Below are 14,964 nucleotides of genomic sequence, written 5' to 3'. Positions count from 1 at the left end.
CCACGACCCCGCCCGTCAGGCAAGGCAGACATTGTCGCGGCCCGGCGAAGCGGCGGTGCGACCTTCCGGCGGGCCCGGCCGTGATGCGCCGGGCCCGACAGCGGACAGTGGCGTCAGCGGATCGGGATGGCGTATTGCAGGCCGCCCTGGGTCCACAGCGCGTTCTCGCCGCGCGGCAGGCCCAGCGCCGTCTTCTGGCCCAGGTTGCGCTCGAAGATCTCGCCGTAATTGCCGACCTGCTTGATCGCGTCATGCGCCCAGGTCTCGGGCAGGCCCAGGGCCTCGCCCATGCCCGGGGTCTTGCCCAGCAGGCGCTGGATCGTCGGGTCCGGCGTGTCGGCGAAGCCGTCGATGTTCTGGCTGGTGACGCCGCTCTCCTCCGCCTGGACCAGGGCGTTGAACACCCAGCGGGTGACGTTGGCCCATTGCGCGTCGCCCTGGCGGACGGCGATCGACAGCGGCTCCTTCGAGATGATCTCGGGCAGGATGACGTAGTCGTCCGGCTTCGGCGCCTTGGCGGCGCGGGTGCCGGCCAGGCCCGAGGCGTCGCTGGTGTAGGCGTCGCAGCGGCCGGCGAAGAACGCCGCCTCGGCATCCTCCAGCTTCTCGATCAGCACCGGCTTGAAGTCGATCTTGTTGGCCCGCGCCCAGTCGGTCAGGTTCAGCTCGCTGGTGCTGCCCGGCAGGATGCAGATGGTGGCGCCGTTGAGGTCCTTGGCGCTGGTGATGCCGAGCGCCTTGGGCACCAGGAAGCCCTGGCCGTCGTAGAAATAGGTGGCGGTGAAGTCGAGGCCCAGCTTGGTGCTGCGGGTCAGCGTCCAGGTCGCGGCGCGGATCAGCACGTCGATCTGGCCGGACTGCAGGGCGGTGAAGCGGGTTTCCGAGGTCAGCGGCGTGAACTTGACCTTGTCGGCGTCGCCGAACACCGCGGCGGCGATGGCGCGGCAGGTGTCGACGTCGAAGCCGGTCCATTTCGCCTGGCTGTCCGGCAGCGCGAAGCCGGCCAGGCCGGTGTTCACGCCGCACTGGACGAAGCCGCGCTGCTTGATGGCGTCCAGGGTGGCGCCGGCATGGGCCGAGGCGGCGAAGCCCGCCGCGGCGACGGCGGCGACAGCCGCCGCGAACAGAGTACGGAACTGCATGAAGCCTCGCATTTTCGGGATGCCGGCCGCCCCGTCCGCGGGCGCCGCCGGAACGGTCCGACTTGCGTCCTCCGCCCCCGCGCTGTCAAGCAGGCGCGGCGGCATGCCCGATTTTCCGCCCCGGCACCCGGTGGAGGTGGAATCTGTCGCAAAAGCTCCGCCGTACCGTCACGGATAGGCCGGCCAAGCCGCCTCAGGCCAGAGGCGTCCGCGGGTGGGTCTTCAGCCACTCCTCATATTCCGGCCGCGCGGCATCTGACAGCGGGTAGTAGCGGCGGAGGTCGCCGCCCTGAGACAGGCGCTCGCGCGAGAACTCCTCCCACTCATGGTGCTTGGCCGACTGCTCGATCACGGCCGGCGCCAGGGCGACCGGCACCACCACGGCGCCGTCGTCATCGGCCACGATGATGTCGCCCGGCATCACCAGCACGCCGCCGCAGGCGATCGGGATGTTGACGCCGAACGGCATCAGGTCGGTCTGGGTGTGGAAGTTCGGCGTCACCCCGCGCAGCCAGAAGCCGAGGTCGATGCGGCCGGTGTTGGGATAGTCGCGGATGCAGCCGTCGATCACCACGCCGAGGCCGCCGCGGCCCTTGAAGTAGGTCAGCATCATGTCGCCGAACACGCCGCTCTTCATGTCGCCGCGTGCGTCGACCACCACGATGTCGCCTTCCTGGACGTGGTACAGCACATGGCGGTGCAGCTGCTTCTCCGGCTGGGCGTATTCGTCCTCGCCATAGAGGTCCTCACGCTTCGGCATGAACTGCAGCGTCAGCGCCGGGCCGGCGATCGCCTTGCCCTTGGTCCAGGCGGTGGGGCCGCAGATATGGGTGTTGCGGATGCCCATGCGGGCCAGGGTGCTGCTGGCCGTGGCGGCACCGACCGCCCGCAGCGCCGCCGACCACTCGGCCGGCGGCCGCTTGATGTCACTGGTCTCGATCATCTCTGTCCCCGATTGATCATCATTGTATCGGCTTCTGCTTCCCCTCACCTGTCATTGCCCGGCTTGACCGGGCAATCCAGGGCCACCCAGAGCCGCTCTGGCCGCCCCTGGATGCCACGGTCGAGCCGTGGCATGACAAGAAAGCGGGACTGCAGCGTGCCTTAGGGCTCGTCGCCGAAATATTTGGTGCCCGGCTGCAGATGCGCCCGCGCGACATCCTCGTTCAGGGTCAGGCCGTGGCCCGGCCGGTCGTTGAGGTGGATGAAGCCGCCGACGATCGGCGGGCCGCCATCGACCAGGTCGCTCCACCACTCGACGTCATGGGCGTGGAATTCCATCACCAGGAAGTTGTTCATCGCCGCGCAGACATGGGCGCCGGCCACGGTGCCGATCGGGCTGGCGACGTTGTGCGGCGCGATCGGGATGTAATAGAGGTCGGCGTGGTCGGCGACCTTCTTGGCCTCGGCCAGCCCGCCCATCTTCGGGATGTCCGGCGCGATGATCCGCGCCGCCTGCTTCTCGATCAGCTCGCGGTAGCCATGCTTGCGGTACAGGTTCTCGCCGGTGCAGATCGGGGTGCGGGTCGAATGGGTGACGTGGCGCTGCGCCTCGATGTTCTCCGGCGGCACCGGGTCCTCCAGCCACAGCAGGTCGAACGGCTCCAGCGCCTGGGCCAGCTTGATGGCGTCGTTGACCCCGAATTTCCAATGCGCGTCCATCGCCACCATGATCTCGGGGCCGACCGCCTGGCGCACGGCGCGGACGACATCGACCATCCAGGTCATCTCCTGCGACCCGATGGTGCGGTTGAACGGCTCGAACCACTGGCGGCGCGGGTTGGGGTCGTCGGAGATGTCGATGGTGTAGGGGTTGCGGGTGTCGAGGTCGAACTTGATGGCGCTGAACCCGTCCGCCACCACCTCGCGCGCCTTGGCGGCATAGTCCGACGGTTCCGGCGTGTCGCCGGCGTGGCAGTCGGCATAGATCCGGATCTTGTCGCGGAACCGGCCGCCGAAGAAGGTCGAGATCGGGGTCTGCAGCGCCTTGCCCAGCAGGTCCCACAGCGCGATCTCGATGCCGCTAATCGCGGTCACGGTGGCGCCCGCCTGCGATCCCTCGCCGGAGAGGCAGCGGATCATGATCTCGACCAGCTTGCCGATGTTGACCGGGTCCTCGCCGATGATCACCGGCTTGGCCTTGTGCACCAGCTCGGCCACGCCGGCGCCCCAATAGGCCTCGCCCAGGCCGGTGATGCCGGCATCGGTCTCCACCCTCACCAGCACCCAGGGAAAATTCCCCGCGATGACGGCGGTCCGCACATTGGTGATCTTCAAGGATCCGTCCTTCCCTTCGAGAGCCGGCCCCTGTTCCGGGGCCGATGATGGGGGGCTGTCGTCAGGCGTCCGCGAGCGCCATGCCCGTCTTGCCGTCGAACAGGTGCAGCTTGTGCTGGTCGAATTCGAGCCACACCGGCTGGTCGAGCCCCAGCTTGACGTCCGGCGTGACGCTGACGACCACGGTTGCCGAGCCGAGATCGACATGGGCGTAGGTGATGTCGCCGGTCGGCTCCACCGTGTAGACCCGGCCGGGCACCGTTCCCGGCGCCGCCTCGCGGTGCAGCCTGATGGTGCTGTGGCGGGCGCCGAGCACGATCTCGCCGCCGGTCGCGGCTTGCGCCTTCCGGGCATTGGCGTCGGACAGCGGGCAGGTCCAGCCGTCGGGGCCCTCGATCGCGGCGCCGGTGCCGTCGCCCACCACCCGGCCGGGCACCAGGCTCATGGCCGGGCTGCCGACGAAGCTGGCGACGAAGGTGTTGACCGGGTGCTCGAACACCCGCTCCGGCGTGTCGTATTGCTGCAGCAGGCCGCCGCTCATCACCGCCATCTTGTCGGCCATGGTCACGGCCTCCATCTGGTCGTGGGTGACGTAGATGACGGTCGCGTTGAGGTCCTGGTGGAAGCGCTTGAGCTCGGCCCGCATCTGGGTGCGCAGCTTGGCGTCGAGGTTCGACAGCGGCTCGTCCATCAGGAACACGCGGGGGTCGCGCACCAACGCCCGGCCCAGCGCCACCCGCTGCTGCTGGCCGCCGGACAGCTCGCGCGGCCGCCGCTCCAGCAGGTGCTCGATGTCCAGCAGCTTGGCCGCGGCCCGCACCTTCTTCTCGATCTCCGCGCCCGGCAGCTTCCGCATCTTCAGCGGGAAGGCGAGGTTCTTGAAGATCGTCTTGTTGGGATACAGCGCGTAGTTCTGGAACACCATGGCGATGTCCCGGTCCTTGGGGTCGAGGTCGTTGACCTGGCGGTCGCCGATGAAGATCTCGCCGTCGGACAGCTCGATCAGCCCCGCCACCAGGTTCAGCGTCGTGGTCTTGCCGCAGCCGGACGGGCCGACCAGGGCCACGAACTCGCCATCCTCGACGGTCAGCGACACGTGGTCGACGGCATAGATGTCGCCGTAGTTCTTGACCACGTCCCGCAAGACAACCTGCGCCATCGACTCCCCTTCTCGTCAGGACTTGACCGCGCCTTCCGTCAGCGCGCGGACGAAGTATTTCTGCAGGACCAGGAAAAGAACCACGACCGGCACGCTCATGATGAACGACGCCGCCATCAGCCCCGGCCAGTTGGTCGCGTATTCCGTGAAGAAGCGCTCCAGCCCGACCGGCAGCGTCAGCTTGCTCTTGTCGTTGATGAAGGTCAGGGCATAGACGTATTCGTTCCAGGCCAGGACGAAGGAATAGATCGCGGTGGCGATGATGCCCGGCGAGGACAGCGGCATGACCACGAAGAAGAAGGCCTGGAACCGGGTGGCGCCGTCGATCCGCGCCGCCTGCTCCAGCTGCACCGGGATGTTGTCGTAGAAGCCCTTGAGCAGCCAGATCGACAGCGGCAGGCCGAAGGTCAGGTAGGTCAGGATCAGCGACCCCGCCGTGTTCACCAGCCCCATCCATTTCATCATGATGAACAGCGGCATCAGGAAGACCACCGCCGGGAACATGTTGCGCACCAGCACGGCGTAGAACAGCAGCTTGCGGCCGGGGAAGCGGAAGCGGGAGAAGGCGTAGGCCGCCGGCACCGCGATGGCGACGCCGAGGATGGTGGTCGCCAGCGAGACCATGACGCTGTTCAGCAGGTAGTGCAGGAACTCCTGCCCGACCTCGTTGCCGGGCGACAGCAGCCGCTCGTACTGCTCGAACGTCACGTTCGACGGGATCCATTCCGGCGGATACTGCAGGGCCCCGAACTGGGTCTTCACCGAGGTCAGCAGCATCCACACCATCGGCAGCATCGCGAAGATGCCGAGCAGGATGAGATAGACGACACGGACCTTGCCCCAGGGGCCGTCCGGCCGGCGCCGACGGCGCGGCGGGCGGCGTGGCTCCACGGTGACGGCGCTCATTCCGGCCGCCTCCCCTCGCCCCGGGTCAGCGCCCGGACGTAGAAGTAGCCGAGCGCCATCATCACCCCGAACAGGATCACCGAATAGGCCGAGGCGATGCCGAAGCGGATGCGGCCGAAGGCCAGCTGGTAGATCTGGGTGATCCAGATGTCGGTCGACCCCGCCGGGCCGCCGCCGGTCATGATCCAGGGGATGGTGAAGCCGTTGAGGTTGGTCACCACCAGCAGCAGCACGGTCACCAGCGTCACGCCTTTGAGATGGGGCACGGTGATGTGCCAGAAACGCTGCCAGGCGCCGGCGCCGTCGACCCTGGCCGCCCGGTGCAGCTCGTCCGGCACGGTCTGCAGCCCGGCCAGCAGCATGATCATGGCGAAGGGGAACTCCTTCCAGACATTGACCACGATCAGCGACGCCAGCGCGCTGTCGACATTGTCGAGGAAGTTGATCGGCTTGTCGGTGATGCCGAGCGCCACCGAGATCGCCCCGATCACCCCGAAATCGCTGTGGTAGAGCCAGCGCCAGACATAGGACGCGGCCACCGCGCTGATGACGTAGGGGATCAGCAGCATGCCGCGCAGCAGGCCGCGGCCGATGAAGGAGCGGTTGAGCGCCAGGGCGGCGCCCAACCCCAGCACGAAGGCGAAGAAGGTCGAGAACACCGTCCAGACCAGGGTGTTGACCGTGACCTCGCGGAAGCTGGCGCTGGTCAGGATGCGTTCGTAGTTGTCGAGGCCGACATAGACCTTCTCGGACATCGCCAGGCTGGGCGGCGTGTTGAAGAAGGACAGGTAGACCGTGTCGTAGATCGGGTAGCCGATGACCAGCAGCATCACCGCGAAGGCCGGCGCGATGTAGAGGTAGTCCGCCCGATGGCGGACGATCCGCCGGAGCAGGCCGGCACGCTTGCGCGGCACCGCCCGCGCCTTGGGCGCACCGTCCTGCGCAGCAGCAATGGTCAAACCCGAATCTCCTTTTCGTGAGAAAGGGGCCTCGGCCGGCGGCGCATGCCGGCCGGGGCGTTTCGCGGGCGAAGGCCTAGAGGCCGGAGAGCAGGTCCTTGACCTTGTTGGCGGCGTCGTCGGCCGCATCGGACACGGTCATCTTCCCGGTCAGGGCGTTCTGCATCATGTCCGGCACGATGATGTTCATGATCTCGGCCGATTCCGGGATCACCGGGAACGGGATGCCGCTGGGCAGCATCGAGGTGGTGACGTTGAGGAACTTGATCTCCGCCAGCCGCTGCTTCATCCATTTGGTGCGGAAGCCGCGGGTGTTGCCGGGGTTGGACCCGACCCAGGCCACCTTGGTCGACCATTCCGGGCCGGTGGCGAAGGCGACGAAGGCCCGGGCGGCGTCCATGTCCAGCCCGCCATCGACCACGTCGGGCTTGAAGATGTGGGCGTTGGAGCCGCCGAACACCACGGCGCGCCGCGCCGGCCCCTTGGGGATCAGCCCGTAGCGCATGTTCTCGACCACCGCGTCGGCGACCTTCCGGTCGTCGCCGGTCGCCTTCTTCGCCCGATCCAGCATCGTCGCGTATTCGATCGGATGGCTGATCATCATCGCCAGCTGGCCGGAGATGAAGGGGTCCTGGTTCTCGGTCTGGGTGTTGGTCAGGGCCGAGGTCGGCACCGACTTGTCCCGGACATACATGTCGTAGGACGCCTGCAGCGCCGCCTTGGTGCCGGCGTTGTTGATGTAGACGTCCTTGTAGCCGGGGTTCGCCTCGGCCTCGTCCAGCGCGCCGCCGCCATAGGCCCAGCATTGCGGCATGAAGCGGAACGGCGTGTTGCCGGCATTGGTGCGGGCCACCAGCCCGTAGCCGTTCTTGCCGGTCTTGTCCTTGATCTGCTTGGAATAGACGACGAGGTCGTCCCAGGTCGCCGGCGGCGTCTCGGGGTCGAGGCCGGCCGCCTTGAAGATCGCGGCGTTCCAGATCAGCGCCATGGTCTCGTTGTTGGTCGGCACCCCGTAGGTCTTGCCCTGCCAGGTGACCGACTTCATCGCCCCGGGCCAGAATTCGGCGGTGTGGTGGCCGACCAGTTCCGGCGACAGCTCGCTCAGCTGTCCCTTGGCGGCGAATTCGACGCCCCACAGGATCGGCAGCTTCGCCGCCATCGGCGCGGCGTTGCCAAGGGCCGCGGCGCGCAGCTTGTTCAGCATCTGGTTGTAGTCGAGATTCTGCTTCTCGACCGTGATGTTCGGGTAGGTCTTGGCGAAGGCGTCCCAGAACTGGGCGTCGATCTCATGGTCGATCCGCGGCGACGCCTCGTTCGGCCCGACCCACCAGTAGGTCAGGCGGCCCTTGTAGTCGAGCGGCACCACCTTGGCGCATTCCGCCGCGGTGTCGACCTCGAGGGTGCCGGCGATGCTGTTGATGTATTCCGGCGTCCAGTTCGACGTGTCGATGCCGGTGTCCTGGGCCCAGGCGCCGAGCGGGCCGCCGAGCCCCGCGGCCAGCGCCGAGACACCGGCGGTGTAGCCGAGGAAGCGGCGGCGGTCGATCGGATGGGAAAAGAGGTCGCCAGCATGAAACTTGGTCATGGTCGGTCCTCCCAAATGGCCTCGCTTTTCGCTGCGAGTTTCAGCTCAGCCTAGGCACCACCGGCGAACTGCGTCAAGTTGTCTCCGCAACGGATTGCGGTCTTTGTTATGTTGTTAGCTCTCGACGCGACCGGCGATCCGCGCCTCAGTCGAAGAACGCGGCGTCTTCCGGCAGCAGGTAGCGCCGGGCCCGTTCCGGGTTGATGTCGACCCCCATGCCGGGGCGGTCCCAGACCTCGATCATCCCCTTCTGCACGATCGGGTCGGGCAGGCCGTCGACGATGTCGTACCACCAGGCCGGGTCGCCGCTGGGATATTCGAAGGCGATGAAGTTGTGCGGCAGCGTGGCCGAGACCTGGACCAGCGCGGCGAGGCCGAGCAGGCCGTTGCCGGTGCCGTGCGGCGCCATCAGGATGCCGTGCAGGTTGGCGTATTCGGCGATCCATTTCAGCTCGGCGATGCCGCCGACGTCGCAGGGGTCGGGCCCGACCACGTTCACCGCATGGCCCTCGATCAGCGCCTTGAAGTTCTGGCGCAGATAGATCTGCTCCCCGGTGTGGATCGGGGTCGAGGTGGCGTGGGTGACCTCACGATACACGTCGGCGTTGACGTAGGGGACGTAGTCGCCGGTGATCAGATCCTCGAGCCACAGCAGGTTGAACTCCTCCACCGCGCGGGCGAAGCGGATGGCGTCGGGCACGGTCCAGCCCGGCCCGCAATCCAGCGCCAGGCCGACGCCGTCGCCCAGCACCTCTTTCATCGCCGCGACGCAGGCGATGACGTGCTTCATGCCGCGTTCGGTCATCAGCCCGGAATCGAGCGCGCCGTGATACACGCTCTTCTGCGGCGAGCCGTAATAGAAGTCCGGCACCTCGCGCTTCATCGGGCTGTGGAAGCCGATCGCCTGCTTGATCATGGTGAAGCCTTGCGGCAAGGCCAGCTGGCGCCGGGCGTCCGCGGCGTAGTGCTCGGGGTCGTAGCCGCCGAGCGGCACGCGGATCGAGCCGTTGTAGACCCGGACATGGTCGCGGACCTTGCCGCCGAGCAGCTTGTAGACCGGCAGGCCGGCGGCCTTCCCCGCCACGTCCCACAGCGCCATCTCGATGGCGCTGACCGCGCTGCCCCAGGGCTTGAACGCCCCGCGCTGGCGGATCCGCAGCATCACCCGCTCGACATTGGTCGGGTCCTCGCCGATCAGCGCGTCGCGGAAGTGCAGGATGTGGGGTTTCAGATAGGGCTTGTAGGACTCGACCTCGCCATAGCCGCCGATGCCCTGGTCGGTGACGACGCGCACGATCGGGTTCTTGCCGATGACGGCGCATTTCAGATCGACGATCTTCATGCCTTGGGGCGCCCCGCTTGGTGGGGGACGGGCGACACCGCCCACCCGTGTTTCCTCACTCGTCTTTTTTTATGTCCGATTTTTCGGATGCGAGGGCGAGCCTAACACAGGAGAATCCCATTGCAACTTGTTAGGTGGACCGTCGGCGATTTTGGCAAGGCCGGCGCCGCCCCGACGAACAGCGGCGCCTAAGTCGCCTTCTTCGCCAGCTTCAGGATCCGGGCCAGCCAGGCCGTGCCGGCCGCCGGGCCGGTCGAGGCGCGGGTCACGATCTCGGCCACCAGCGCCAGCCGCACCGGCGGGCGGGCGGCGGCCTCGGCGTCGCCCAGGCGGTCGGCGATGCAGCGGACCATGGCGGCGCCGATCTCGACCTGCGGCGTCCGCACCGTGGTCAGGCGTGGCGATACCTGCGAGGCCGCGGCGAAGTCGTTGAATCCGACCACCGAGATGTCCTCGGGCACGCGCAGGCCCAGGCGCAGCAGCTCCGACACCACATTCACCGCGATGCCGTCATGGGCGCAGAACAGGGCGGTGGGCGCGCCGCCGGCCTTGAGATGGGCGAAAAAGGCCTGGCGGAAGCCGTCGGCCTCCTCGTCGAAGATGATGTCGTCGACGGCCACGCCCTCGGCCTCCAGCGCCCCGTCGCGGAAGCCGCGGAAGCGCTCGGCCCGGCCCAGCGGCGTGGTGCTGCCATGGACGAAGGCCATGGCACGGTGGCCGAGCCCGAGCAGCAGCCGGGCCACGGCCACGCCGGATTCCCAGTCGGCGCCGACCACCTGGTCGATCCGCTCCATCGGGTTGACATAGGTGGCGCAGACCACCGGCAGCCCGGTCCGCGCGGCGAGGCCGGAGACCTCCGCCGGCCGCGGCACCGCCAGGATCAGCCCGACCACGGCGCTGTCGAGCTGGCTGCCATCGGCGAGATGGCGCGCCTGGCGCGGCACGATCGACAGGCCCAGCCGCTCTCCCTCGCGCTCGGCGCCGTGCAGCATGTTGTGCCACAGCTCACTGGAGACCGGGTCGATCTCCTGCCGGATGAACAGGATCTGGCCGGTGGCCGTGCCGAGTTCGTGGTTGCGGCGGTAGCCCATGCCATGGGCGGCGCGCAGCACGCGGTTGCGGGTCGCCTCGCCCACGCCCGACTTCCCCGACAGCGCCCGGGACACCGAGAATTTGGAAAGCCCGAGCTTGTCGGCGATGTCCTGGATGGTGACGCGACCTGACGCCATGCGACTATTGGGTTCCGTGTTTGGGTCGAACCTTCTGCCGCAACGGCGCTTCCACCGTCAAGTTCGGCACATCGCCGTCAACCGGCCTTGCGCAACTTGTTTGGTGATGATAGCCAATTGCCTAACGACAAGCAAACTGATGCGGGGGTCGCCATCATGACCATCGGACGTCTGGACGACGCTGCCCTGGGCAGGGTCGAGAACGCCGTGTCGACCCATTCCCGGCCGAGCGACCTCAGGATCACCGACCTCAGGGCCGCGGTGGTGACCGGCAGCGGCTATTATCCGCTGATCCGGATCGACACCAACCAGGGCCTGTCCGGCATCGGCGAGGTGCGCGACGGCGGCCACGCCGAGAACGCGCTGCAGTTCAAGCATGTGCTGCTGGGCCAGAACCCCTGCAACGTCGACATGATCTTCTCCGCCCTGCGCCGCTACGGCAGCTGGGGCCGCGAGGGCGGCGGCGTCTCGGGCATCGAGATCGCGCTGTGGGACCTGGTCGGCAAGGCCTATGGCGTGCCCTGCCACCAGTTCCTCGGCGGCAAGCACCGCGACCGCGTCCGCATCTACGGCGACACCCCGGCACCGGCGCAGATGACGCCGGAGGGCTATGTCGAGGCGGTGCTGCGCCGCAAGGCGCTGGGCCTGACCTTCATCAAGTTCGACCTGCCGCCGCGCTTCTTCAACGGGGCCCCGAACGCCCTGGTCGGCCAGGCCACGCTGCACGAATACGACCTCGCCAAGGCCTGGCGCGCGCCGGGCGCCGGGCGCGGCATCAAGCTGGGCCAGGCCGGCATCGCCGCCGCGGTCGACGTGGTCCGCGCGGTGCGCGAGGCGGTGGGCAACGACATCTCCCTGTGCATCGACCATTTCGGCGAAGGCTACATGACCGCCGACGAGGCGATCCGCCTGGGCCAGGCGCTGGAGCCCTTCGACCTGGCCTGGCTGGAGGATCCCCTGCCCTGGCACGACTTCGCCGGCCACAAGAAGGTCGCCGACGCGCTGCTGACCCCGATCGCCGCCGGCGAGGAGCTGTATCTGTGGGACGGCTTCCGCGAGCCGATCGAGACCCGGGCCTTCGACATCCTGCACCCCGACCTGCTGACCTCCGGCGGCATGCTGGAGACCAAGCGCATCGCCGATTACGGCGAGCGCTACGGCCTGGCCACGGCGCTGCACGCCTGCTGCACCCCGGTCGGGTTCATGGCCAATGTGCATTGCGGCGCCGCCATCTCCGGCCTGGTCGCGGTCGAGCATCACGGGCTGGACATCCCGTATTGGCGCGACCTGGTGACCGGCCTCGACCCCGACTACATGGCCGACGGCTACGTCACCGTGCCGGACGCGCCGGGCCTCGGCGTCGAGCTGAACGAGGAGGCCATCGCCGCGCATCTGCGCATCCCCGGCGCCCTGTTCCAGCCGACCGAGGAGTGGAACCGTATCCGCGTCGGGTTCGAGCGCCGGTCGCGCGGCTGACCCGTTCGCCGTGGCGAACGGCCGGACCGGCTCTGGATCACCCCATCGGCTTCCGCCGCCAGCTGGATGCGCGACCCGGCATCGAGGGTCGGCGAGATCGGGGGCTTGCCATGGGCGCGGTGCAGACCTATGCCATCCGGGCCGGCCAAGGAGGAACGATGGACAAGGTGCGCATCACCGCGCAGGACGGGATCGCGATCGTCACCATCGCCAGCCCGCCGGTCAACGCCCTCGACGCCGCTTTGCGCGCCGGGCTGGCCGAGGCGGTGGGCCGCGCCGCCGCCGACCCTGATATCCGCGCCATCGTCATCGCCGCCGAGGGCCGCACCTTCATCGCCGGCGCCGACATCGGCGAATTCGGCAAGCCGCCGGCGCCGCCTTCCCTGCCCGATGTGATCAACGGCTTCGACGCGGTGACCAAGCCGATCGTCGCCGCCATCCACGGCGCGGCGCTGGGCGGCGGGCTGGAGGTGGCGCTGGGCTGCCACGCCCGCATCGCCGGCCCGGCCGCGAAGCTGGGCCTGCCCGAGGTCAAGCTGGGGCTGATCCCCGGCGCCGGCGGCACCCAGCGCCTGCCCCGCCTGATCGGCGCCGCGCCCGCCTTCAAGCTGATGGCCGAGGGCACCCCGGCCTCCGCCGCCGAAGCGCTCAAGCTCGGCATCGTCGACGCCGTGGTCGAGACCGATTTGCTGCAGGCCGCCATCACCAAGGCCAACGACCTCGCCGCCGCCGGCACCATCCGCCGGACCCGCGACCTGGACCGCCGGTCGGCAGCGGGCGGCCAAGAAGCGTTCGAACAGGCCGCGGCCGCCGCGCTGAAGCGCGACCCGGCCCTGCCCAACATCGCCGCCCTGGCCGACGCCGTCCGCGCCACCTTCACCGAGAGCTTCGAGGACGGGCTGGCTTTGGAGCGCGCCCGCTTCGTCGAGCTGGTCGCCGACGACCGCTCCAAGGCCCTGCGCTACGCCTTCTTCGCCGAGCGAGAGAGCGCGCGGGTGGCGGGCGTGCCGAAGGACACGGCGCCGCGGCCCATCGGCCAGGCGGCGGTGATCGGCGCCGGCACCATGGGCGCCGGCATCGCCGTCTGCTTCGCCAATGCCGGCATCCCGGTCACGGTGATCGAGACCACGGCGGAGCTGCTGGCCCGCGGCCTGGACCGGATCACCCAGACCTATGCGTCCGCGGTGAAGCGCGGCAGCCTGTCGGCCGAGGAGGAGGCCCGCCGCAACGCCCTGGTGTCGGGCAAGGTCGGGTTGGACGCCGCGGCCGAGGCCGACATCGTGGTCGAGGCCGCCTTCGAGGACATGGACCTCAAGACCGAGATCTTCAGCACGCTGGACCGGGTGGCGAAGCCGGGGGCGATCCTGGCCACCAACACCTCCTATCTCGATGTCGACCGGATCGCCGCGGCGACTACTCGGCCGGATTCCGTGATCGGCCTGCACTTCTTCAGCCCGGCCAACATCATGCGGCTCTTGGAGGTGGTGCGCGGGGCGAAGACGGCGCCCGACGTGCTGGCCACCGGCATCGACCTCGGCCGCCGGCTGGGCAAGGTGCCGGTCGTGGTCGGCGTCTGCCGCGGCTTCGTCGGCAACCGCATGCTGGCGCGGCGGACCCAGGAGGCGGAGCGGCTGCTGATCGAAGGCGCGCTGCCGCATGAGGTCGACGCCGCCCTGACCGGCTTCGGCTTCCGCATGGGCCCCTTCGCCGTCAGCGACCTGGCGGGGCTGGACATCGCCTGGCGCAACCGCAAGGCGCTGGGCCAGACGGCGCCGGTGGCCGACGCGCTGTGCGAGGCCGGGCGCCTGGGCCAGAAGGCCGGCCGCGGCTACTACCTCTATCCCGAGGGCGCCCGCAGCGGCGTGCGCGACCCGGAGGTGGAGGCGTTGCTGGCGCGGGTCTCGGCCCGGCTCGGCGTCACGCGTCGCACGATCCCGGCGGAGGAGATCGTCGAGCGGCTGGTCTATCCCATGATCAACGAGGGCGCCCGGATCCTGGACGAGGGCATCGCCCAGCGCCCCGGCGACATCGATGTGATCTGGCTGAACGGCTATGGCTGGCCGGCCTGGCGCGGCGGCCCGATGCGCTATGCCGACAGCATCGGCCTGACCACCGTGGCCGAACGCCTGGAAGCCTTCGCCGCCGCGCGGGGCGAACCCAGCCTGGCCCCGGCGCCGCTGCTGCGCCGCCTGGCCGATGCCGGCCAGGGCTTCGCCGATTTGGCGGCCGCGCGGTGACCCTGGTCCTTTATTCCAATCGCCACGACGCCGGCTTGGCACAATGGTCCGGCAGCGCTTAAGGTCCGCATCGAGTATCTTGATGTGGAGCCATAGCATGGACCGCGCCGACCTCGCCGTCGCCCAATGGGCCCGGGAGCGACCGGAGCTCGACGGGCTGCCCTTGGCGGTGCTGGGCCGGCTCCAGCAGGCCGCGCACATCGTCACGACCGCCCATCTCAACCCGCTGTTCGCCCGCGCCGGGCTGCAGCCGGGCGAGTTCGACGTGCTGGCGACGCTGCGGCGGTCGGGCGCCCCCTACACCCTGTCGCCGACCGCGCTGTACGAGGCGGCGATGATCTCCTCCGGCGCCATGACCAACCGGCTCGACCGGCTAGAGGCTGCGGGGCTGGTCGAGCGCCTGCCCGATCCCAACGACCGGCGCGGCCGACTGGTCGCGCTGACCGCCAGGGGCCTGACGCTGATCGACGACACCATCGGCGCCCATGTCGAGAACGAGAAGCAAGTGCTGTCGGGCCTGAGCCCGCAGGAGCAGGAGGCGTTGAACGCCCTGCTGCGGAAGCTGATCGCCAGCCTCGCCTAGGCCTGTTCGGTCCAGGCACGCTTGACAGCCCCGCTGCCGCGCCCTACCAAACCGAACAGTTATCTAACC

Annotated in this window: 12 protein-coding genes; 3 read left to right on the top strand and 9 right to left on the bottom strand. The window is 68.9% G+C overall.

The annotated features are described in order from the left end of the window. Positions 1-113: 113 nt before the first annotated feature. The 9 genes from AB4112_RS04865 to AB4112_RS04825 form a co-directional block, all read right to left on the bottom strand. Positions 114-1,142, bottom strand: coding sequence for an amino acid ABC transporter substrate-binding protein (locus tag AB4112_RS04865; RefSeq protein ID WP_441717444.1), 1,029 nt, complete (start codon positions 1,140-1,142; stop codon positions 114-116). A 193-nt stretch (positions 1,143-1,335) separates the two neighbouring features. Further along, positions 1,336-2,085, bottom strand: coding sequence for a ribonuclease activity regulator RraA (locus AB4112_RS04860; protein WP_309795876.1), 750 nt, complete (start codon positions 2,083-2,085; stop codon positions 1,336-1,338). A gap of 161 nt (positions 2,086-2,246) precedes the next feature. Beyond that, entirely contained in the window at positions 2,247-3,419 is a 1,173-nt protein-coding gene (locus AB4112_RS04855) for a mandelate racemase/muconate lactonizing enzyme family protein (protein ID WP_309795874.1), read from the bottom strand. A 61-nt stretch (positions 3,420-3,480) separates the two neighbouring features. Next, on the bottom strand, positions 3,481-4,578 hold the full coding sequence (locus tag AB4112_RS04850; protein WP_309795872.1) for an ABC transporter ATP-binding protein: 1,098 nt from the start codon (positions 4,576-4,578) through the stop codon (positions 3,481-3,483). Positions 4,579-4,593: 15 nt separating this feature from the next. Beyond that, entirely contained in the window at positions 4,594-5,484 is an 891-nt protein-coding gene (locus tag AB4112_RS04845; protein ID WP_309795870.1) for a carbohydrate ABC transporter permease, read from the bottom strand. Further along, positions 5,481-6,443 (bottom strand): carbohydrate ABC transporter permease, encoded by a 963-nt coding sequence (locus AB4112_RS04840; RefSeq protein WP_441717440.1) that lies wholly within the window; start codon positions 6,441-6,443, stop codon positions 5,481-5,483. The genes AB4112_RS04845 and AB4112_RS04840 overlap by 4 nt, the downstream gene beginning before the upstream one ends. Positions 6,444-6,519: 76 nt before the next feature. Further along, entirely contained in the window at positions 6,520-8,028 is a 1,509-nt protein-coding gene (locus tag AB4112_RS04835; protein ID WP_441717438.1) for an ABC transporter substrate-binding protein, read from the bottom strand. A 145-nt stretch (positions 8,029-8,173) separates the two neighbouring features. Then, complete coding sequence (locus tag AB4112_RS04830) at positions 8,174-9,370, bottom strand: mandelate racemase/muconate lactonizing enzyme family protein (RefSeq protein WP_441717436.1); 1,197 nt, start codon at positions 9,368-9,370, stop codon at positions 8,174-8,176. A 188-nt stretch (positions 9,371-9,558) separates the two neighbouring features. Next, a complete protein-coding gene (locus tag AB4112_RS04825) occupies positions 9,559-10,599 on the bottom strand; it encodes a LacI family DNA-binding transcriptional regulator (protein ID WP_441717434.1) in 1,041 nt (346 codons plus the stop codon). A 156-nt stretch (positions 10,600-10,755) separates the two neighbouring features. On the opposite strand from AB4112_RS04825, the gene AB4112_RS04820 reads away from it, so the two are divergent. From AB4112_RS04820 to AB4112_RS04810, 3 genes are all read left to right on the top strand, one after another. Next, positions 10,756-12,075: a mandelate racemase/muconate lactonizing enzyme family protein gene (locus AB4112_RS04820; protein ID WP_441717432.1), complete on the top strand. Its 1,320-nt coding sequence runs from the start codon at positions 10,756-10,758 to the stop codon at positions 12,073-12,075. Between the two features lie 158 nt (positions 12,076-12,233). Beyond that, the gene (locus tag AB4112_RS04815; RefSeq protein WP_441717430.1) at positions 12,234-14,312 is read left to right on the top strand and encodes a 3-hydroxyacyl-CoA dehydrogenase NAD-binding domain-containing protein; all 2,079 of its coding nucleotides are present in this window, start codon (positions 12,234-12,236) and stop codon (positions 14,310-14,312) included. Between the two features lie 97 nt (positions 14,313-14,409). Further along, complete coding sequence (locus AB4112_RS04810) at positions 14,410-14,895, top strand: MarR family winged helix-turn-helix transcriptional regulator (protein ID WP_441717428.1); 486 nt, start codon at positions 14,410-14,412, stop codon at positions 14,893-14,895. Positions 14,896-14,964: the final 69 nt, after the last annotated feature.

Source organism: Inquilinus sp. 2KB_23 (assembly GCF_052115705.1).
Taxonomy (GTDB): Bacteria; Pseudomonadota; Alphaproteobacteria; order DSM-16000; family Inquilinaceae; genus Inquilinus; species Inquilinus ginsengisoli_A.
This window is presented reverse-complemented; position numbering and strand designations above follow the sequence as displayed.

Bases quoted from the DNA above. Each gene is read 5' to 3' on its own strand.
- AB4112_RS04825 (WP_441717434.1), bottom strand. From the start codon at position 10,599: ATGGCGTCAGGTCGCGTCACCATCCAGGACATCGCCGACAAGCTCGGG.
- AB4112_RS04835 (WP_441717438.1), bottom strand. From the start codon at position 8,028: ATGACCAAGTTTCATGCTGGCGACCTCTTTTCCCATCCGATCGACCGC.
- AB4112_RS04865 (WP_441717444.1), bottom strand. From the start codon at position 1,142: ATGCAGTTCCGTACTCTGTTCGCGGCGGCTGTCGCCGCCGTCGCCGCG.
- AB4112_RS04845 (WP_309795870.1), bottom strand. From the start codon at position 5,484: ATGAGCGCCGTCACCGTGGAGCCACGCCGCCCGCCGCGCCGTCGGCGC.
- AB4112_RS04850 (WP_309795872.1), bottom strand. From the start codon at position 4,578: ATGGCGCAGGTTGTCTTGCGGGACGTGGTCAAGAACTACGGCGACATC.
- AB4112_RS04815 (WP_441717430.1), top strand. From the start codon at position 12,234: ATGGACAAGGTGCGCATCACCGCGCAGGACGGGATCGCGATCGTCACC.
- AB4112_RS04830 (WP_441717436.1), bottom strand. From the start codon at position 9,370: ATGAAGATCGTCGATCTGAAATGCGCCGTCATCGGCAAGAACCCGATC.
- AB4112_RS04820 (WP_441717432.1), top strand. From the start codon at position 10,756: ATGACCATCGGACGTCTGGACGACGCTGCCCTGGGCAGGGTCGAGAAC.
- AB4112_RS04860 (WP_309795876.1), bottom strand. From the start codon at position 2,085: ATGATCGAGACCAGTGACATCAAGCGGCCGCCGGCCGAGTGGTCGGCG.
- AB4112_RS04810 (WP_441717428.1), top strand. From the start codon at position 14,410: ATGGACCGCGCCGACCTCGCCGTCGCCCAATGGGCCCGGGAGCGACCG.